This is a genomic window from Telluria sp. AC161, from assembly GCF_979258535.1.
The window spans coordinates 3,031,820-3,050,194 of sequence record NZ_OZ409861.1; the positions used below are offsets into that span (position 1 = coordinate 3,031,820).

The 18,375-nt window shown below is 63.4% G+C and carries 17 protein-coding genes; 3 read left to right on the plus strand and 14 right to left on the minus strand.

Annotated elements, in window-relative coordinates:
- Window positions 1-120: 120 nt before the first annotated feature.
- The 14 genes from accD to ACZ0AJ_RS13670 form a co-directional block, all read right to left on the minus strand.
- Window positions 121-993: an acetyl-CoA carboxylase, carboxyltransferase subunit beta gene (gene accD, locus ACZ0AJ_RS13605; protein ID WP_332531550.1), complete on the minus strand. Its 873-nt coding sequence runs from the start codon at window positions 991-993 to the stop codon at window positions 121-123.
- A 386-nt stretch (window positions 994-1,379) separates the two neighbouring features.
- On the minus strand, window positions 1,380-1,664 hold the full coding sequence (locus ACZ0AJ_RS13610) for a hypothetical protein (protein ID WP_499455038.1): 285 nt from the start codon (window positions 1,662-1,664) through the stop codon (window positions 1,380-1,382).
- A gap of 321 nt (window positions 1,665-1,985) precedes the next feature.
- Entirely contained in the window at window positions 1,986-2,786 is an 801-nt protein-coding gene (gene trpA / locus ACZ0AJ_RS13615) for a tryptophan synthase subunit alpha (protein WP_499455039.1), read from the minus strand.
- A 75-nt stretch (window positions 2,787-2,861) separates the two neighbouring features.
- Window positions 2,862-4,115 (minus strand): tryptophan synthase subunit beta, encoded by a 1,254-nt coding sequence (gene trpB / locus ACZ0AJ_RS13620; protein ID WP_482899646.1) that lies wholly within the window; start codon window positions 4,113-4,115, stop codon window positions 2,862-2,864.
- The gene (locus ACZ0AJ_RS13625) at window positions 4,084-4,791 is read right to left on the minus strand and encodes a phosphoribosylanthranilate isomerase (RefSeq protein ID WP_499455040.1); all 708 of its coding nucleotides are present in this window, start codon (window positions 4,789-4,791) and stop codon (window positions 4,084-4,086) included. The genes trpB and ACZ0AJ_RS13625 overlap by 32 nt, the downstream gene beginning before the upstream one ends.
- 8 nt (window positions 4,792-4,799) lie before the next feature.
- On the minus strand, window positions 4,800-5,600 hold the full coding sequence (gene truA / locus ACZ0AJ_RS13630) for a tRNA pseudouridine(38-40) synthase TruA (RefSeq protein ID WP_499455041.1): 801 nt from the start codon (window positions 5,598-5,600) through the stop codon (window positions 4,800-4,802).
- Window positions 5,597-8,662 carry a motility hub landmark protein FimV gene (locus ACZ0AJ_RS13635; RefSeq protein ID WP_499455095.1) on the minus strand — a complete coding sequence of 1,022 codons (3,066 nt, stop codon included), beginning with the start codon at window positions 8,660-8,662 and terminating at the stop codon, window positions 5,597-5,599. Before ACZ0AJ_RS13635 ends, truA begins: the two co-directional genes overlap by 4 nt.
- Window positions 8,663-8,960: 298 nt before the next feature.
- Window positions 8,961-10,088, minus strand: a complete 1,128-nt coding sequence (asd, locus tag ACZ0AJ_RS13640; RefSeq protein ID WP_499455044.1) for an aspartate-semialdehyde dehydrogenase — start codon at window positions 10,086-10,088, stop codon at window positions 8,961-8,963.
- A 26-nt stretch (window positions 10,089-10,114) separates the two neighbouring features.
- The gene (leuB, locus tag ACZ0AJ_RS13645; RefSeq protein ID WP_499455045.1) at window positions 10,115-11,185 is read right to left on the minus strand and encodes a 3-isopropylmalate dehydrogenase; all 1,071 of its coding nucleotides are present in this window, start codon (window positions 11,183-11,185) and stop codon (window positions 10,115-10,117) included.
- 54 nt (window positions 11,186-11,239) lie between these two features.
- Window positions 11,240-11,887 carry a 3-isopropylmalate dehydratase small subunit gene (gene leuD / locus ACZ0AJ_RS13650; RefSeq protein ID WP_499455047.1) on the minus strand — a complete coding sequence of 216 codons (648 nt, stop codon included), beginning with the start codon at window positions 11,885-11,887 and terminating at the stop codon, window positions 11,240-11,242.
- A gap of 10 nt (window positions 11,888-11,897) precedes the next feature.
- On the minus strand, window positions 11,898-12,020 hold the full coding sequence (locus ACZ0AJ_RS13655) for a hypothetical protein (protein ID WP_258835162.1): 123 nt from the start codon (window positions 12,018-12,020) through the stop codon (window positions 11,898-11,900).
- Window positions 12,021-12,086: 66 nt separating this feature from the next.
- Complete coding sequence (gene leuC, locus ACZ0AJ_RS13660) at window positions 12,087-13,487, minus strand: 3-isopropylmalate dehydratase large subunit (RefSeq protein ID WP_499455051.1); 1,401 nt, start codon at window positions 13,485-13,487, stop codon at window positions 12,087-12,089.
- Between the two features lie 269 nt (window positions 13,488-13,756).
- Complete coding sequence (locus ACZ0AJ_RS13665) at window positions 13,757-15,667, minus strand: chemotaxis protein CheA (RefSeq protein WP_499455052.1); 1,911 nt, start codon at window positions 15,665-15,667, stop codon at window positions 13,757-13,759.
- Window positions 15,667-16,560 carry a protein phosphatase CheZ gene (locus tag ACZ0AJ_RS13670; RefSeq protein ID WP_499455053.1) on the minus strand — a complete coding sequence of 298 codons (894 nt, stop codon included), beginning with the start codon at window positions 16,558-16,560 and terminating at the stop codon, window positions 15,667-15,669. The genes ACZ0AJ_RS13665 and ACZ0AJ_RS13670 overlap by 1 nt, the downstream gene beginning before the upstream one ends.
- Window positions 16,561-16,715: 155 nt before the next feature.
- On the opposite strand from ACZ0AJ_RS13670, the gene ACZ0AJ_RS13675 reads away from it, so the two are divergent.
- The 3 genes from ACZ0AJ_RS13675 (at window position 16,716) to ACZ0AJ_RS13685 (ending at window position 18,196) form a co-directional block, all read left to right on the plus strand.
- Entirely contained in the window at window positions 16,716-16,934 is a 219-nt protein-coding gene (locus ACZ0AJ_RS13675; RefSeq protein WP_183555536.1) for a hypothetical protein, read from the plus strand.
- 11 nt (window positions 16,935-16,945) lie between these two features.
- Entirely contained in the window at window positions 16,946-17,410 is a 465-nt protein-coding gene (locus ACZ0AJ_RS13680; protein ID WP_183555537.1) for a universal stress protein, read from the plus strand.
- 141 nt (window positions 17,411-17,551) lie between these two features.
- Complete coding sequence (locus ACZ0AJ_RS13685; RefSeq protein WP_183555538.1) at window positions 17,552-18,196, plus strand: response regulator; 645 nt, start codon at window positions 17,552-17,554, stop codon at window positions 18,194-18,196.
- Window positions 18,197-18,375: the final 179 nt, after the last annotated feature.

Here is an 18,375-nt window from a genome sequence, read left to right on the forward strand (position 1 = left end):
ATCGGCGGGCGGTGCGGGGAATATAAAAGGCGACCGCAGGGGCCGCCGTCTGGCATGCCCGCGCCGGTCGCCTCTGGCGATCATGCTCGCGGGTTGCCCTCGCGGCGGCCTGTGAATCGATCAGGCCAGGACTTCAGTCGCCTGGTTTTGCAGCAGGGCCAGCAGGCGCGCAATTTCTTCGCGCATCTTGCGGCGGTCGACGATCATGTCGACAGCGCCCTTCTGGACCAGGAACTCGGCGCGCTGGAAGCCTTCCGGCAATTTCTCACGCACCGTGTTCTCGATGACGCGCGGGCCGGCAAAGCCGATCAGGGCCTTCGGCTCGGCGATGACGACGTCGCCCATGAAGGCGAACGAGGCCGAGACACCGCCCATCGTCGGATCGGTCAGCACGCTGATGAACGGCAGCTTCTTTTCGGACAGCTTGGTCAGCATCGCCGTGGTCTTGGCCATCTGCATCAGCGACAGCAAACCCTCTTGCATGCGCGCGCCGCCAGTGGCAGTGATGCAAATGAACGGCACCTTCTGCTCCAGCGCGACTTGCGCGCCACGCACGAAACGCTCACCGACCACCGAGCCCATCGAGCCACCCATGAATTCGAATTCGAAGCAGGCCACGACGACCGGCAAGCTCATGATCGAGCCACCCTGGACGATCAGCGCATCGGTCTCGCCGGTGGCTTCCATCGCAGCCTTGAGACGGTCCGGATACTTCTTGCTGTCCTTGAACTTCAGGGTATCGACTGGCAACGTCTCCTGGCCAATGTCGTAGCGACCGCCCTCATCGAGCAGCGCATCCAGACGCGCACGGGCGCGGATCCGCATGTGATGCGAGCACTTCGGGCACACGTGCAGGTTGGACTCGATATCCGCCCGGTACAGCACCGACTCGCACGACGGACACTTGACCCAGAGGCCCTCGGGCATGGTCTTGCGGTTAGCGGCATCGGAGCGCTGGATCCGAGGGGGCAGCAGTTTTTCCAACCAACTCATATTCTCTCCTTTGCGGCAAATCTTACAGTGGGGCGTAGTGTAGCCGCTCGGAGGCAGCTTGTCGAATCGTAGCAAGCCACCAATATTGCCAACAAAACATCACACGCCGCCAGCACCCTGCGCCCACGGCGACCACCACCAAACAATGAGGGTCAGAGTCGAATTGTTTGACAACTTTCGACAATTTCCCAATAAATAGCACCGATCCTCGGCTGAATGAACGCCGAGTTTGATCTCCGAAGCAAAATGAGGGACAGAGTCAAGCTGATGAGCTAAATAATCAATTTCTCAACAATTAGGGTCAGAGTAGACTTATTGGGCAATTCCTCAAAGTTGTCAAACAATTCGACTCTGACCCTAATTTATTTACGCGGCAATGTTGGCGATTATTTTGCTGGCGACGCGATTTCGTTGACCGTGTATTCAATACCACCGAGGCGGGCAGCGACGACGTTGTATATCCAGGCGCTGAGCATTCCGGACAGGTACCCGATGACGATATACGCAACGGCCACCATAAGGACTACACCGACACCTATGGACGGCATATCCAAGCCCGTCAGGAAGGCAAGGAGAACGATCGCCAAGACGGGTAGCGAGATAACGAAATAAATTGCTGCCAACATTTTCCCAAATTGAGCAACTGCAATATGCTTGACACGCTTTTTCATTGGACACTCCCTCAGATTGCGCTACGGAGAGATCAATTTACTGAGGAAAAATGAAAAAGCTTTAAGCTGGCGCAACTAGCAGGAGAGATTTGGCAATACGCCTGTCAAAAATCCAGCGGCCATAACCATCGGAACCGGACATTGAAAAGATTTACCGGACAATCACGAAAAGTTGTCAAACAATTCGACTCTGACCCTAATTGGATTGCAAGAGCTTGGAGGCAATCGCAATGAGGGGCAGTGTCGAATTAAGTGACAACATTTTCCGAAGAAATTGCTCAATAATTCGACTCTGACCCTAATTGAAATGACGGTGGCGGATTAGCGCGCGTCGAGGGCGGTGCGGATGGTGGTGGTGAAGGCGCGGACGGCGTCGACGGCCTGGTCTGGTGGGCTGTTTTCGATTTCCTGGATGATGCGGCTGCCGATCACGACGGCGTCGGCTACTTCGGCGACGGCTCTCGCCGTGGCGCCGTCGCGGATGCCGAAGCCCACGCCGATCGGCAGTTTGACGTGCTCGCGGATCGCGGCCACGCGGCGGGCGACGTCAGCGGTGTCGATGGTGCCGGCGCCCGTCACGCCTTTCAGCGAGACGTAGTAGCTGAAGCCGCCACCATACTGGGCCACTTGCTTGACGCGCTCCGTGGTCGACGTTGGCGCGAGCAGGAAGATCAGGTCCAGGCCGTTGTCGCGCATCTCGGTCGCGAACGCGGCGCATTCTTCGGGCGGGTAGTCGACGACGATGGCGCCGTCAGCACCCGCCTCTTTTGCGCAGCGGATGAATTCGGTCTGGCCGATGCGCTCGATCGGGTTGGCGTAGCCCATCAGGACAACCGGCGTGTCGGGGTCGTTCTTGCGAAATTCGCGCACGAAGCCAAACACGTCTTTCAGGCCGACATTGAATTTCAATGCACGCTCGCAGGCGCGCTGGATGACCGGGCCTTCGGCCATCGGGTCCGAAAACGGCACGCCCAGTTCGAGGACGTTGGCGCCGCCCTCCACCAGTGCGTGCATCAGCGGGACGGTCAGTTCGGGGCCGGGATCACCTGCCGTGATGAAGGTAACGAGCGCGGTCTTGTTGTCCGCTTTAAGTGCGGTAAAAGTCTGTGCGATGCGGGACATGCTGGGTTCCTCTGAGAATCGGAAAAGGCGACTGCCCCGGCTGACCGGGGCACGATGGAAAGATTGACGCCGGCATCAGCCGAAATCAAGCCCCATCCGCTGCGCCACCGTGTGCATGTCCTTGTCGCCGCGGCCCGACAGGTTGACCAGGATGATCTGGTCCTTCGGCAGCGTTGCCGCCAGCTTCACCGCATACGCGATCGCGTGCGACGATTCCAGCGCCGGAATGATGCCCTCGATGCGGCAGCAATCGTGGAACGCCTGCAGCGCTTCATCGTCCGTGATCGACACGTACTCGGCGCGCAGCGTGTCCTTCAGCCACGCGTGCTCCGGCCCGACGCCCGGATAATCCAGGCCCGCCGACACCGAATGCGTCTCGATGATCTGCCCGTTCTCGTCCTGCAGCAGATAGGTGCGGTTACCGTGCAACACACCTGGCAGGCCGGAGGTCAGCGAGGCGGAGTGCTTGCCCGAGTCCAGGCCCTCCCCCGCCGCTTCGACGCCCACCAGCTTGACGCCAGGCTCGCCGATATACGGATAGAAGATGCCCATCGCGTTCGAGCCGCCACCGATGCAGGCGACGACGTAGTCGGGCTGGCGACCCGTCATCGCAGGCATCTGCACGCGGCACTCTTCGCCGATCACCGCCTGGAAGTCGCGCACCATCATCGGATACGGGTGCGGGCCGGCCACGGTGCCGATGATGTAGAACGTGTTTTCGATGTTCGTGACCCAGTCGCGCATCGCTTCGTTCAGCGCATCCTTGAGCGTTTTGGAGCCCGATTCCACCGGCACTACGGTCGCGCCCAGGAGCTTCATGCGGTACACGTTCTGGGCCTGGCGCTTGACGTCTTCGCTGCCCATGTAGATCACGCATTCCAGGCCGAAGCGCGCGCAGATGGTGGCGGTGGCCACGCCGTGCTGGCCGGCGCCGGTTTCGGCGATGATGCGTGGCTTGCCCATGCGCCGCGCCAGCAGCGCCTGGCCGATCACGTTGTTGATCTTGTGCGCACCGGTGTGGTTCAGGTCTTCGCGCTTCAGGTATACCTGCGCGCCGCCGGCCATCTCGGACCAGCGCCGCGCGTGGTACACGGGCGATGGGCGGCCGACGAAGTGGGCCAGCTCGTAGCGGTACTCTTCGAGAAACTCGGGGTCTTGCGCATACTTTGCGTAGGCTTCGCTCAGCTCGGCCAGCGCGTGGGTCAGCGTCTCGGCGACGAACGAGCCGCCGTAGGGGCCGAAGTGGCCCTGCGCGTTTGGCAGGGCGTAATCAGGGGTCTTGAACAGCGGGGCGGCGTTAGGCGCTGCCTTGAAGGGGGTGTTCTGCATGGTATGTCTCGCTATGAATGGTGGCATCGGCTGCCCGCACGGCCGCGACAAACGCGGCCATCTTGCGGGCGTCCTTGATACCTTTTGCGGCTTCGACACCACTGCTGATGTCGACGGCAAAAGGCCGAACGCGTACGACACCGTCAGTGGTGTTGTGTACGTTCAAGCCACCACTCAAAACGACCCGAGGCGCGAGCTCTTTTGGGATGAGAGACCAATCGAAGACCTTTCCTGCGCCGCCATAAGCGTCTACGTAGGTGTCAAGCAGAAGGCTTGAAAACCATGGACTGGCGGTGCGGTATGCAAGCTCACATTCTAGCAGCGTGCCAGGGATCGTGTCAGGCTTGACCCGAAACGCGCGCATGAACGGGCGCTGGACGGCCGCCGCAATCGCTGCGCACTGCTCGACCGTCTCATCGCCATGGAACTGGATCAGCGCGAGTGGCATCGCCGCCGCGACTTCCTGCACCTCGGCGAGCGTCGGATTGACGAACAGCGCGACGCCGCTGACAAACGGCGGCAAGCCGGCGCACAGGGCGCCGGCGCGCTCTGGCGTCACGTAGCGTGGGCTCTTCGGATAGAACACGAAGCCCAAAGCATCGGCGCCCACGCCAACAGCGGCGCTCAGGTCTTCTTCGCGGGTGATACCGCAGATTTTGATACGGGTGCGTTGCATATGCTTCCTTACAGCCAGGGCAGAGGCGCGACCGCCTCCTGCGGCAGCTTCCAGCTTGGATCGTACTCGATCTTCGCGAAATACAGGCCGTCGGGCATGAAGGTTGGCGCGGCCACGTCGCGCGAGCGGCTCTCGAGCACCTCGTGCATCCAGTCCGGCTCTTGCCGCCCCAGCCCGACATACACGAGCGAGCCGACGATATTGCGCACCATGTGATGCAGAAATGCGCTGGCGCGCAGCGTGAAGACGATGATGTCGCCATGGCGCTCGATGCGCACTTCGTGCATGTCCTTGACCGGGGTCTTGGCCTGACAGCTCGACGCGCGAAACGCCGAAAAGTCGTGCGTGCCGATCAGGTGGCGGGCGGCGTCGATCATGCGCTCGACATCGAGCGGCCGGAACATCCAGCCGGCGCGGTTCGACAGCAGCGCCGATGGCGTCGGATGGTTGTACAGCACGTAGTGATAGGTACGCGAGCGGGCCGAAAAGCGGGCATGGAATTCCAGCCCGTCTTCGCCCAGCGGCACCTCTTTCGCCCAGCGCACGACGATGGAATCGGGCAGGAAGGTATTCACGCCGCGCACCCAGGCTTGCGTCGGGCGCACCAGATCCGTGTCGAAATGGACCACCTGCTCGATCGCGTGCACGCCGGTGTCGGTACGGCCGGCACACGTGGTGGCCAGCGGCGTGCAGGCGAACTTCTCGAGCGCCATTTCAAGACGGTCCTGGACCGTATTGCGCTCCGGCTGTTTTTGGTAGCCGTTCCAACCGGTGCCGATGTACTGGACACCCAGAACAATCCGCGTCACGCCAGCAGCTCTCGCATCGCGCTGGCACGGCCAACCTGCTCGGTGCTGCCGCCCTTGATGACTTCATCGAGCAGTTCGCGCGCGCCTTCCTTGTCGCCGATCTCCTGGTAGGCCACGGCCAGATCGAGCTTGGTTTCCATTTCCATGTGCTCGGGCGAGAGCGGCGCCGGCGCTGCAGCCATGTCGTCGACCGGGTCAGCATCGAACGCCGCTGGCGTCGGCGCATCGGCCGTCGCCGATGCCGGCAGATCCAGATCGAAGTCGAGCGTGTCGAGCGAGTTGCGCTGCAACGTCGGTACATCATTGACCGGGGGCGCAGACAATTCTTCGGGCGCCGGCACGGGTGCCGGGGTATCCGGCAAATCGAACATGTCGAACGGATCGTCCTGACGTGCCGCGAAGTCTTTCGGTTCGGCGCCGCCCGATGCACGTGGCTCGGCCGGCACACCAAAGTCCATCGCGTCCAGATCGAACAGCGGATCTTCAGACACATTCGTGTTCGAGGAAGCACGCACGGCAGGCAGCGGATCGTTCACGGGTGCTGGCGTGGCCGGTGTGACCGGTGCGCCAAAGTCCATCGAGTCAAGGTCGAACAGCGGATCGCTCGGCGCCGCAGTGGCGTCCGCCGATTGCGCCGGGCTGGCCGGCAGCGACGGCAAACCGTCGAAGTCCTTGGCCAGACCCGCCATGTCGACCGGGGTCGCCTGCACTTGCGGCTGTGGCGTCAGGTCAAGCGAGAAGTCATCACGCGCATCGGCCGGAGTGGCTGCAGTAGACTGGACCGGCTGTCCGGCAGGCGGCGCATCGAAGTCCATGTCGAATTCGAGATCATTGACGTCGGTCGACAGCGTGGATTCGGGCTTGCCTGCCGCCGCTGCCGGCGGCAGCATGTCGAAGTCGAGGTCCGGCACGGCCGTCGCATTCGGGTCTGGCCGGCTTGCAGGCGCCGGCGTAGGCTCCGCGCGTTCGGCGTCGGTCACCGGCTCGAACGTCAGCCCGCCAAGGTCGAAGTCGAGCGTGTTGTCGTCGCTGCGTGGCGCGGCCACCGGTTCGGCTTGCGGCGCCGCGGTGCGGTCCGCATCGTCCTTCGACAGCGAGAGCGCAGACGCACCGGCGACGGCGCCGGCAGCGGCCGCGCCGGCGATGGCGCCTGCACTGCTGTCGGTGCCCGCCGCCGGCTCGTCAGCACGCAGCGCATCCTGGTACTGCTGCGACAGGATGGCCTGCTGGCTGCGTTCCTGCGCCGACGGCGTGTGCGCCGGGGCTGGCGCGGCGTTCGCGTACAGCGGGTTTTGCGGATCGATCCCCAGGCCCAGCGCCGCAGCGTGTGCCCAGTCGTCGCCCTGGCCGTTCGTGAGTGCATGCAGCTCGCGCGCCTGCAGTTCGAACGCGCGGGCATCCTTGCGCGTGGCGTAGATTTCGAGCAGCTTTAGACGCACCGGATGACGGTCGGGATGCGTGCGCAGCGCTTCCTTCAGGATTTCCTCGGCCTGCGCGTCGCGCCCGTAGGCGATGTACACGTCGGCTTCGGCGACCGGATCGACTTCATTCGTATCGAGCTGGCTGGCCGATGGCGCGAAGCTCGAATTGAAGACGCTGTTGTTGGTGTCGACGCTCTGGCCACCGCTCTCGGCGAACAGCGACTGGGCGCTGGCGCCCGGTGCGCCCAGCACCGACGGTTCGGTCGGCACGGGCTTTACCGGCGCAGCATTGCGCTTGCGGCGCTGCGCGATGCCGAACAGGATCAAGAGCAGTACCAGCAGCGCTGCGGCGATGTAGAGCATATTGTCCAGCAGCGTGTCGACCAGGCCTTTTTCTGGCTCCGGCGCCGGCACCGGCTTTTTCAGGCGCGGATGCGTGACCGGCTTGGCCGGCGTCGCCACGACGGGCGCTGCGGCGGCGGCCTGCTCGGCTTCGGCGCCCGCGCGGCTCGGCACCGTCATCAGGTTTTCCAGTTCGCCGACGTTCTTTTCAAGTTCCTTGACGCGGGCCTCGGCCTGTTCGAGTTCGCGCTGCTTGGCCAGCGTGTCTTCGACGCTGGCGGTGCCGGTCTGCGGCGTGCCGGCGGCGCCTGCCGTGGCCTTCGACAGGCGCAGCTTGTCCTGCGCCTCGTTGGCGGCGGTCGGTTGTTCTTCGACGCGGGCAGTCACGCGTCCGGTTGCGCTCTGCCCGCCCTGCGGCGCGCTGGCCGGGGTGCTGGCGGCGACCTGCCCGGCAAGCTTGTTGCGGTAGGCGTCGAAGTCCGCCGCATGCGCCACGACCACGCCGCGCGCTTCGCTCTGGCTCGCGCCGCCACGCAGCGCGTCGCTATCGGGCACGCTCAGGATCTGGCCCGACTTCAGGCGGTTCATGTTGTTGCCGATGAAGGCCTCGGGATTGGCGCGGTACAGCGCCACGAGCATCATGTCGAGCGAGATCTCGGCCGGCTTCACGCGGGTCGCGATGCCACTGAGCGTATCGCCGCGACGCACGCGGTAAGTGCTCTCGGCCGCCGCCGCATCGCGCTGCGCGGCCTGGCGCTGGGCGCCTTCGCGCGCGGCGGCGATGCGGGCCCGCTCGGCCGCGTCGGCGCCCGGTGCAGCAGCAGCAGCGGCAGCGGCCGACGCCGCAACGGCCGGCTGCGACGTTGTGCGCGGCGCCGGCGTGCTGGCCACCTGCGCCGGCTGCGTCGTGCGCAGTTCGGCCGGATCGAGCAGGAACGTGTACTCGCGCACCAGGCGTCCGTTATTCCAAGTCAGCTCGAGCAGCATGTCGACGAACGGTTCGTTCAGCGGCTGGCTGGAATTGACCCGGATGATCTGGCGGCCACCGCGCTGCTCGACGGCGAAACGCAGCGACAGCAGCGCCGGATTGAAGTCGATGTTTGCACTGCGGAAGGCTTCGGGCGTGGCCAGCTTGACGGCCATGCTGGCCGGGTCTTCGCCCGCACTGGTCGTCAGTTCGATCTCGGCGCGCAGTGGCTGGCCAAGTGCCGACAACACGGTCAATTTTCCAAGCCCGGCCGCGCTGGCGGCGGAAGTGACGAACACTGCACTGGCAATCGCCGCAGTGAGGGTTTTCAACGCAGGTGCCATGAGCTGAGATTGTTCCGAAAAATGCATAGTGAGCAGCGAGTAAGTTGGCCGAGGGAAAGACGGTTTCCCGGAGTCTCAACATAACATCATGCTCTAGGGCACGCAAGCGATGCGCACGTTTACAGCAGGGGGAACGAGGTGTTTTGTGGCCTGCGAGACATGCCTTTACGGGGTTCGATAACCACCAGACATGGTAGTTGCAAGGAATGCAACCGGCGATGACAAACTGGAAATAACAGGCCGGCTGCGAGGCAGCCGGCCCAAGGTATTGCAACAGCGCAGGGGCTTAACGCTCCAGCACGATGCGCAGCATGCGGCGCAGCGGCTCGGCCGCGCCCCACAGCAGCTGGTCGCCGACCGTGAACGCCGACAGGTAATCGTCACCCATCGACATCTTGCGCAGGCGGCCCACCGGGATGGTCAGCCCACCCGTGACGGCGGCCGGCGACAGGTCGCGCATCGATGCTTCGCGGTTGTTCGGCACAACCTTCGTCCACGCGTTGTGCGAGGCGATGATGTCGCTGATTTCGTCCAGCGGCACGTCGCGGGTCAGCTTGATCGTCAGTGCCTGCGAGTGGCAGCGCATCGCGCCGATGCGCACGCACAGGCCATCGACGGGAATCGGCTTGGTCTCGAAGCCTGCGCCGCGACCGAGGATCTTGTTGGTCTCTGCGCCGGCCTTCCACTCTTCTTTCGACTGGCCGTTGCCCAGATCCTTGTCGATCCACGGGATCAGGTTGCCGGCCAGGGGCACGCCAAACTGCTTCGTTTCGTCGCTTGAGAGACCATGCTGGGTGGCCAGCACGGTGCGGTCGATTTCCAGAATGGCCGATGCCGGGTTGTCCAGCAGTGGCTTGATTGCGCTGTTGATCGTGCCGAACTGCGTGAGCAGTTCGCGCATGTGCTGCGCGCCGCCGCCCGATGCCGCCTGGTAGGTCATCGACGTCATCCACTCGACCAGGCCTGCCTCGAACAGGCCGCCCAGACCGATCAGCATGCACGACACGGTGCAGTTGCCGCCGATGTAGTTCTTCACGCCACGCGACAGCGCGGCGTCGATCACGGCGCGGTTGACCGGGTCGAGCACGATGACCGCGTCATCGTTCATGCGCAGCGTGGACGCGGCGTCGATCCAGTAGCCGTTCCAGCCGGCCGCGCGCAGTTGCGGGAACACTTCGCTCGTGTAGTCGCCGCCCTGGCAGGAAATGATGATCTCGCATTTGGAGAGCTCGGCGATGTCGCTCGCGCTCTTCAGGGTGGTTTCATTCTTCGCCATCGCCGGCGCGGCGCCGCCCGGATTCGACGTCGTGAAGAACACCGGCTCGATGTGGTCGAAATCGCCCTCTTCCTGCATGCGCTGCATCAGGACCGAGCCAACCATGCCGCGCCAACCTACCAGACCAACTAATTTCATCGTCTTCTTTCAGTGTGATTACAGTGTTATCCGAGCGCCGCGACGACCGCGTTGCCCATCTCTTCGGTGCCCACACGGGTGGACCCTGCTTCGTGAATGTCCGGCGTGCGCAGGCCCTGTGCCAGCACGCGCTTGACGGCGTTGTCGATGCGGTCGGCCTGCTCAGAGAGGCCAAAGGTAAAGCGCAGCATCATCGCAGCCGACAGGATCGTCGCCAGCGGATTGGCCACGCCCTGCCCCGCGATGTCCGGCGCCGAACCGTGCGACGGCTCGTACAGGCCCTTGTTGTTCGCGTCGAGCGAAGCCGATGGCAGCATGCCGATCGAACCGGTCAGCATCGCCGCGGCGTCCGACAGGATATCGCCGAACATGTTGCCGGTCACGAGCACATCGAATTTTTTCGGTGCGCGCACCAGTTGCATGGCGGCGTTATCGACGTACATGTGATCGAGTTCGACGCCGGCGTATTCCTTGTGGACGTCGGTGACGATATCGCGCCAGAACTGGCCCGTTTCGAGCACGTTGGCCTTGTCGACGCTGGTCACGCGCTTGTCGCGTTTCAGCGCAGCCTGGAATGCCACGTGGGCGATGCGGCGGATTTCGCCTTCGGCGTAGCGCATCGTGTCGAAGCCTTCGCGCTGCCCCTTGAACGGGCCGTCCGGACATTCGCGCACGCCGCGCGGCTTGCCGAAATAGATGTCGCCCGTCAGTTCGCGGATGATCAGGATATCCAGGCCCGACACCACCTCGGGCTTGAGGGTCGAGGCGCCAGCCAGCTCGGGATACAGGATTGCTGGCCGCAGGTTGGCGAACAGGCCCAGTTCGCGGCGCAGACCAAGAATCGCCTGCTCGGGGCGCAGCGCGCGCTCGAGCGTGTCGTATTTGTAGTCGCCCACGGCGCCGAACAGCACCGCGTCGGCATCCTTGGCCAGCTTGAGCGTGCTGTCGGGCAGCGGGTGGCCGTGCGCGGCGTAGCCGGCGCCGCCCACTTCGGCGGTGTCCATCTCGAACTGCTCACCGAGCGCGTTCAGAACCTTCACCGCCTGGGCAGTGATCTCCGGGCCGATGCCGTCACCCGGCAGGATCGCAATCTTCATGCTCGTCTTTCTTGTCTTGGTTTCTTGTCTTGGTTTCTTGCTTTGGCGCTGCGATCAGATCGCGTTGGCCAGCCATGGCTGGGCCGCGATATGGCGTTGTTCGAAGGCGCGGATCTCGTCCGCATGGCGCAGCGTCAGGCCGATATCGTCCAGGCCATTCAACAGGCAGTACTTGCGGAAGTCGTCAATGGCAAAGCCGAACGACAGACTGCCGTCATGCGTGCCGATGCGCTGCTGCGCAAGGTCGATCGTCAGCTGGAAGCCCGGCTGGCGCTCGACCGCCTGGAACAATGCCTCAACTTCGTCCTCGGTCAACGCGATGGGCAAGAGGCCGATCTTGAAGCAGTTGTTGAAGAAGATGTCGGCAAAACTCGGCGCGACGACGGCGCGAAAACCGAATTGCTGCAGCGCCCACGGCGCGTGCTCGCGCGACGAGCCGCAGCCGAAGTTCTTGCGCGTCAGGAGGATCGAGGCGCCCGCAAACTGCGGCTGGTTCAGCACGAAGTCGGGATTGAGCGGGCGCGCGCTGTTGTCCTGCCCCGGTTCGCCGTGGTCCAGGTAACGCCATTCGTCGAACAGGTTCGGGCCGAAGCCGGTGCGCCGGATCGATTTGAGGAACTGCTTCGGGATGATGGCGTCGGTGTCGACGTTGGCGCGGTCGAGCGGCGCCACCAGGCCTTCGTGTACGGTGAACTTATCCATCGTGTCGGCCTTATTTGCCGCCGGCGCCGGTCACGACCTGGCCGACTTTCGAGACGTCGCGGCCGATGCCCGAGACGGTGTTGCAGCCGGCCAGCAGGATGGCGACGAGGGAGAGTGCGAGAGCTTTTTTCATGATGTCCTGAACGAGAAAATGGTCGTGGAATTGGTCGTGGAACCGATCGCGATACGCCTTAACGCATCAGAGCGCGCGTACGTCGACAAAGTGCCCCGCAATCCCTGCGGCGGCGGCCATTGCCGGCGAGACCAGGTGCGTGCGGCCGCCCTGACCCTGGCGGCCTTCGAAGTTGCGGTTCGACGTCGATGCGCAGCGTTCGCCCGGTTCCAGGCGGTCGGCGTTCATCGCCAGGCACATCGAGCAGCCCGGCTCGCGCCATTCGAAGCCGGCAGCCAGAAAGATCTGGTCGAGGCCTTCGCGCTCGGCCTGTTCCTTGACCAGGCCCGACCCCGGCACCACCATCGCCAGCTTGACGTTCGGCGCGCGCTGGCGGCCACGCACGACATCGGCGGCGGCGCGCAGGTCTTCGATGCGCGAATTCGTGCACGAGCCGATGAACACCTTGTCGATCGCCACTTCGTCGATCGGCGTGCCCGCCGTCAGGTCCATATAGACCAGCGCTTTTTCGATGGCGCCGCGGCGCACCGGATCGTGTTCGTCGAGCGGGTTTGGCACGCGGCCGTCGATCGCAATGACCATCTCGGGCGAGGTGCCCCAGGTGACTTGCGGCTGGATGTCGTGCGCATCGAGTTCGACGACGGTGTCGAACACGGCGCCGTCGTCGCTGTGCAGCGTGCGCCAGTAGGCGACGGCTTGCTCCCACTGATCGGCCGTGGGCGAGAGTGGCCGGTCCTTGACGTAGGCGATCGTGGTGTCGTCGACCGCCACCATGCCGGCGCGCGCGCCCGCTTCGATCGCCATATTACAGACCGTCATGCGGCCTTCCATCGAGAGCGCGCGGATCGTGGCGCCACCGAACTCAATGGCGTAGCCGGTGCCGCCGGCCGTGCCGATGCGGCCGATCACGGCCAGCACGATGTCCTTGGCCGTCACGCCCGGGCGCAGGGCACCCTCGACCTTGACCAGCATCGCTTTGGATTTTTTGGCCAGCAGCGTTTGGGTGGCCAGCACGTGCTCGACTTCCGACGTGCCGATGCCATGGGCCAGGCAGCCGAAGGCGCCGTGGGTCGACGTGTGCGAATCGCCGCAAACGACCGTCATGCCTGGCAGCGTAGCGCCCTGCTCCGGCCCGATCACATGCACGATGCCCTGGCGCCGGTCGTTCATGTTGAAGTACGTGAGGCCGAACGCCTTGGTGTTGGCGTCGAGCGTTTCGACCTGCAGGCGCGAGGTGGGGTCGGCGATGCCCTGGGCGCGGTCGGTGGTGGGCACGTTATGGTCGGCCACGGCCAGCGTGCTCGATGTGCGCCATAGTCCGCGGCCCGCATCGCGCAAGCCATCGAAGGCTTGTGGGCTGGTCACTTCGTGTACCAGATGCCGGTCGATATACAGGACGGTGGTGCCATCGGCGTCGGCACGCACGACATGGGAATCCCAGAGTTTGTCGTAGAGCGTTTTTTGCATGGTCAGTCCATTGATGCGGTGTGAGGGCGCACAGGGGTGCGCGCGGTCGCCGGGACAGGGTGCCCGGCAGCCGGGTTTTCGATTATGCCATAGTTGTGCTGTGGTGCACCATGCCGGGGCAGCGCATGTTTATGCCAAGGACCATAACATGTGGCAAATTAAGTTTGCAAGGGGTTTGCCATGCACAAATAAAAAAAGCCCGGATCAGTGACCCGGGCTTTTCTCTGCGCTTTTGCCGGCGCGTGGCGGTGGCGCTGCGTGATGCGACCTTACGCTGCCAGGCGCACGCTGCTGCGGCAGCCATCCATCAGGAACGACAGGCCCACGACCAGCACCAGCTCACCCTCGGCCGAACGCGCCGTGCCGGTGATGCCTTCCACCGACAATGCGGTCATCGGCTTGATCACCAGGTCGGCCGTGCCATCGACCGCTTCCATCGCCAGGATGTACGGTTGTGGTGCATTGATGACGATGCCGACTTTTTCGGAACCGGCCTCGTAGCCCAGCGCCAGCGCCAGCGAACGCACCGGCAGCGGACGGCCCTGGTCCTTCAGCACCGGAGCGCCGCCGACACAGGCGAATTCGTCCGGCAGCTCGACGACGCGCTCGACGACGGCCATCGGCAGCGCCAGTTGCGCGCCCGACGTCGACACCAGCATCGTCGGCACGATCGACAGTTCGATCGGCAGGCGGATTGCAAAGCGCGTGCCTTTGCCCATCTGCGATTCGATGCGGATGGCGCCGCGGTTCTTCTCCACCGCCGTCTTGACCACGTCCATGCCCACGCCACGGCCCGAGACCGAGGAAGCGACTTCCTTGGTCGAGAAGCCCGGCAGGAACACCAGCTGATAGGCGTCTTCGTCACTCTGCGCGCCGTTTTCGCCGATCAGGCCCTTGTCCATCGCGATCTTGCGCAGGCGGCTCGGGTCCATGCCCTTGCCGTCGTCCTGCAGCACGATCATGACGCTGTTGGCTTCCTGCCAGGCTTTCAGCAGGATGAAGGCCTTGGCCGGCTTGCCGTTGGCGACGCGGTCGGCAGGCGACTCGACACCGTGGTCCAGCGCATTACGCAGCATGTGCACCAGCGGATCGTACAGGCTGTCCACGACGACGCGGTCGACTTCGGTCTCGGCGCCTTCGATGGTCAGTTCGACGTCCTTGCCCAGGTCTTTCGCCAGCTCGCGCACGAGGCGCGGGAATTTCTGGAACAGGCGGCCCACCGGCTGCATGCGCGTTGCCAGCGTGGCGCGCTGCAGTTCGGCCGAATAGCGCGAGGCGCGTTCCAGCGTCTCGGCCAGCGTGGCGATCAGCGTTGCGGCCTGACCTTCGAACTTGAATTGCTGCAGGCGTTCGAGCAGCACGGCGGCCTGGTTCGCAGCCTGGACCGATTCACCCGCCACTTCGAGCAGCGCGTCGAGCTTGACCGCATCGATACGAATGCTTTCGTCCTTGGCCGGTGCGTTGGCGACCGGCTTGGCGTCGTTGCGGCGTTCGGTGCCGTCCCAGCCCTTGCCGCCGGCGACAGGGGCCGTCGTGGTGGCGACTGCCGTGGACGGGGCGGCGGCTGCGGGTGCGGCTTGCGCAGCGGCTGGCGCTGGCGTCGATGTGCTGACGGCAGCAGCAGCAACAGCTGGTGCGCCGGCGATGGCGCTGGCAACCGGGACCACGGTATTGTACATGCCAACCCAGTCCAGACCATCGTCGCCGACGACCGGCGCGACGGCTGCAGCAACCGGCGCGGCTGCGACGGGCGCTGCTACCACCGGTGCGGCGACTGGCGCCGGCGCGCTGTTGCCCTTGCCTTCGATCGCGTCCATCAGGATGCGTTCGAGATCGGCCGGCATCTGCGCCAGGCCTTCCGGCGGCGTGCCGTTGTTCAGGTCATTCAGCTGGTCGGCCACGAAGCCCGATGCCTGCAGCGCTGCTTCGATCGCGATCGGCGTGACCGGCGCGGCGCCGGTGCGCAGCGCATCGAACAGGTTCTCGGTCAGGTGGCAGGCCGCGACGAGCGCGGGCAGGCCCATGAAGCCGGCGCCGCCCTTGATCGTATGGAACGACCGGAACACCGCGTTCAGGGTTTCCTTGTTGTCGGGATCGCGTTCGAGGCGCAGCAGGTGCTCTTCGACGTTGACCGCCAGATCCATCGCCTCGACGACGAAATCCTTCAGCATATCGTCCATTAGAATCCCAGATCGGCAAGAAGATCGTCAACGTTGTCCTGGTTCAGCGCCGCTTGCGGCACTGACGGGCCTTGCATCAGTGGTTCCGGTGTTGCCTGCTTCTGCGCCAGCTTTTCCTTGAGGTCAGGCGGTGCGTTGTCGCGCAGCAGCTGGGCCAGCTCACCCTCGACAGCCTGCGTGATCTTGACCACTTTCTTGATCAGCTGACCGGTGATGTCCTGGAAGTCCTGGGCCATCATGATTTCGAGCAGGCGCGCTTTTTCGGCCTCGGTGGCGGCCGTCACGCTGGTGGCGAACTGGCGCGAATCGCCGGCCAGCGCCTTGAATTCGTCCAGGCTCAGCTTGCCGTCGAACAAGTCGCCCCAGCGCAGTTCCATATCCTTCGACTGCTTCGACAGCACATCCTGCGCTGGCATGCCTTCGTCGAGCGTGTTCAGGACCTTGTTGGCAGCCTGTTCGGTCAGCGTGGCAACATACTCGAGGCGATCCTGTGCATCGACGATCTGCGACGAGGCTTCATTGAGCGCCTTGTCGTAGCCCAGTTCGCGCAGCGAGTCGTGCAGCAGGCGCACGATACCGCCGAGGCGCTCGAACATGCCACCGTTTTCGCTGCCCTCGTCGCCGACAGCGGCGCTCGCCGGTGCTGCTACTGCGACTGCAGCAGGCGCGGCAGGTGCAGCCGGTGCGGCAGCGGCAGCGGGGGCGGCGGATGTGGCGGTAGCGGACACCTGGTCGAACAGCGAATCGAGGTCGTCTTCGTCGTTGCTGGCAGCGGCTGCCGGGGCAGGCGCTGCGGCCACGGGGGCCGCGGAAGCAGGACTTGGCGAAGCGCTGGTGCGCTGCGCCGCCACTTCCTCGAATAGTGCGTCGAAATCGTCAGCGGCGTTGGTCATAATCCCTGCTTCTCCATAATATAAATTCGCAATCAGCTCTGCAATACTGGGGGTGTTGCGTCCACCGGGCCGGTCGTTTCCGCGCCCATCAGTGGGACTAGTGTTGCCTGCGAGTGTATCAGCGTGGTTGCCGTAGGTAAATCTAAGAGAATGCAATGCAACAAAATGGACGTGAAAACTTAGTTCCGCGACAATTAAAACGTGCAATTCCTGATCGTTTTTATATGCTTGGTGTTGTATTTTGTGATCGTGCTGTTGTTTTCCGTGAGAAAGTGTCGCATCCGGACGGTGACCCGACGTTTGAGCGAACTCAACACTTTGCGTTTTCAACACTGGCCATTCGGCATATGGTTGTCAGAATGGAGATGCCCTGAGGAGAATCATCATGTACCGAAAAATTTTGATTACAACCGACGGGTCCGCCGTCTCCCAGCACACCGCTTGCGCGGGCGTCAAGTTTGCCCAGCAGCTGGGCGCCGAAGTCCTGGCCCTGTTCGTCGCGCCTGAATACCAGTATCCGGTGTACGTCGAAATCATCCCGCCCTCCTACCCCAGCGAAGAAGAATACGCCGCCCAGATGCGCCGGATGGGCGAGGAATACATGGGCAGGATCACGCGCTCCTGTGCATCGGCCAATCTTGCGCACCGCTGCCTGACGGCGTTTTCGGATACGGCAGCGCTCAAGATCGTCGAGGTCGCCGAGCAGGAAGGCTGCGACCTGATCTTCATGGGCTCGCATGGTCGCAGCGGCTGGAACCAGTTACTACTGGGCAGTGTTACGAACAAGGTGCTGTCGCATACCGCCAAGCCGGTGCTGGTGCACCGGCTGATCGCCGAACCGGCAGTCTGAACGAGACAAAACCGTCTGCACTTCGTACAAAGTCATCAGGGCAACCCGCAATATTGATAGCAGGACTTACCCCTGGAAAACGTGTTTAACTGAACAACGGTTTTCGGGGGTAGGAAACCTCTTAATGTGTGAGGAATCGATATGGTCAGAATTGTCATCGCGGACGATCACACGATCATGCGCGAAGGTCTCAAACGTATCCTGGAGGGCGCCGAAGAAGTTGACATTGTCGGCGAAGCAACCAATGGGTTCGAGGTGCTGGCGCTGGTGCGCCAGGGTGGCTTCGACCTGTTGCTGCTCGACCTGTCGATGCCCGGGCGCAGCGGTGTCGACCTGATCCGCCAGGTGCGCAGCGAGGCGCCCAAGCTGGCCATTCTCATCCTCACGATGCACGAAGAAGAACAGTACGCCGTGCGCGCGATCCGGGCTGGCGCCCAGGGCTACCTGACCAAGGAGAGCGCGGGCACGCAGTTGGTGGGGGCCATCCGCAAGGTGGCTTCCGGGCGCCCCTATATCAGTACCGAGGTGGCAGAGCAATTGGCCCTGAATATCATGGCGCCAAGCGAGCAATTGCTTCACAAGCAGTTATCCGACCGCGAATTTGAGGTATTTTCCCATCTCGTAGGTGGGAAATCGATTACCGAGATCGCCAACGGCCTGCATCTGTCCGTAAAGACGGTAAGCACCCACAAAACCCGCATCATGCAGAAAATGGGGATGAGTTCGCTCTCGGAAATGGTGCAATACGCCGTGGCGCATCGCCTGCTCTCGCCGATGAAAGCCTGAGTACGGTGGGGTCGTGACCGCATGCCGCCCCCCCAATCCGATGTTGCGCAACAACTGCACGCACGAATTAGTTTGTTCAAAAACAAAGGTGTGACCTTCCTGTTTCACCCCTCCGTCAGTCGGGCAACGCCGCTTGCCAGTAGGAATTGTCCTACAAACCTACCATCTGTCCTACCTAC

What these genes read in the sequence shown, in the direction of transcription:
- accD (WP_332531550.1), bottom strand. Translation starts at nt 993, where the DNA reads ATGAGTTGGTTGGAAAAACTGCTGCCCCCTCGGATCCAGCGCTCCGAT.
- ACZ0AJ_RS13610 (WP_499455038.1), bottom strand. Translation starts at nt 1,664, where the DNA reads ATGAAAAAGCGTGTCAAGCATATTGCAGTTGCTCAATTTGGGAAAATG.
- trpA (WP_499455039.1), bottom strand. Translation starts at nt 2,786, where the DNA reads ATGTCCCGCATCGCACAGACTTTTACCGCACTTAAAGCGGACAACAAG.
- trpB (WP_482899646.1), bottom strand. Translation starts at nt 4,115, where the DNA reads ATGCAGAACACCCCCTTCAAGGCAGCGCCTAACGCCGCCCCGCTGTTC.
- ACZ0AJ_RS13625 (WP_499455040.1), bottom strand. Translation starts at nt 4,791, where the DNA reads ATGCAACGCACCCGTATCAAAATCTGCGGTATCACCCGCGAAGAAGAC.
- asd (WP_499455044.1), bottom strand. Translation starts at nt 10,088, where the DNA reads ATGAAATTAGTTGGTCTGGTAGGTTGGCGCGGCATGGTTGGCTCGGTC.
- leuB (WP_499455045.1), bottom strand. Translation starts at nt 11,185, where the DNA reads ATGAAGATTGCGATCCTGCCGGGTGACGGCATCGGCCCGGAGATCACT.
- leuD (WP_499455047.1), bottom strand. Translation starts at nt 11,887, where the DNA reads ATGGATAAGTTCACCGTACACGAAGGCCTGGTGGCGCCGCTCGACCGC.
- ACZ0AJ_RS13655 (WP_258835162.1), bottom strand. Translation starts at nt 12,020, where the DNA reads ATGAAAAAAGCTCTCGCACTCTCCCTCGTCGCCATCCTGCTGGCCGGC.
- leuC (WP_499455051.1), bottom strand. Translation starts at nt 13,487, where the DNA reads ATGCAAAAAACGCTCTACGACAAACTCTGGGATTCCCATGTCGTGCGT.
- ACZ0AJ_RS13665 (WP_499455052.1), bottom strand. Translation starts at nt 15,667, where the DNA reads ATGGACGATATGCTGAAGGATTTCGTCGTCGAGGCGATGGATCTGGCG.
- ACZ0AJ_RS13670 (WP_499455053.1), bottom strand. Translation starts at nt 16,560, where the DNA reads ATGACCAACGCCGCTGACGATTTCGACGCACTATTCGAGGAAGTGGCG.
- ACZ0AJ_RS13675 (WP_183555536.1), top strand. Translation starts at nt 16,716, where the DNA reads ATGCAACAAAATGGACGTGAAAACTTAGTTCCGCGACAATTAAAACGT.
- ACZ0AJ_RS13680 (WP_183555537.1), top strand. Translation starts at nt 16,946, where the DNA reads ATGTACCGAAAAATTTTGATTACAACCGACGGGTCCGCCGTCTCCCAG.
- ACZ0AJ_RS13685 (WP_183555538.1), top strand. Translation starts at nt 17,552, where the DNA reads ATGGTCAGAATTGTCATCGCGGACGATCACACGATCATGCGCGAAGGT.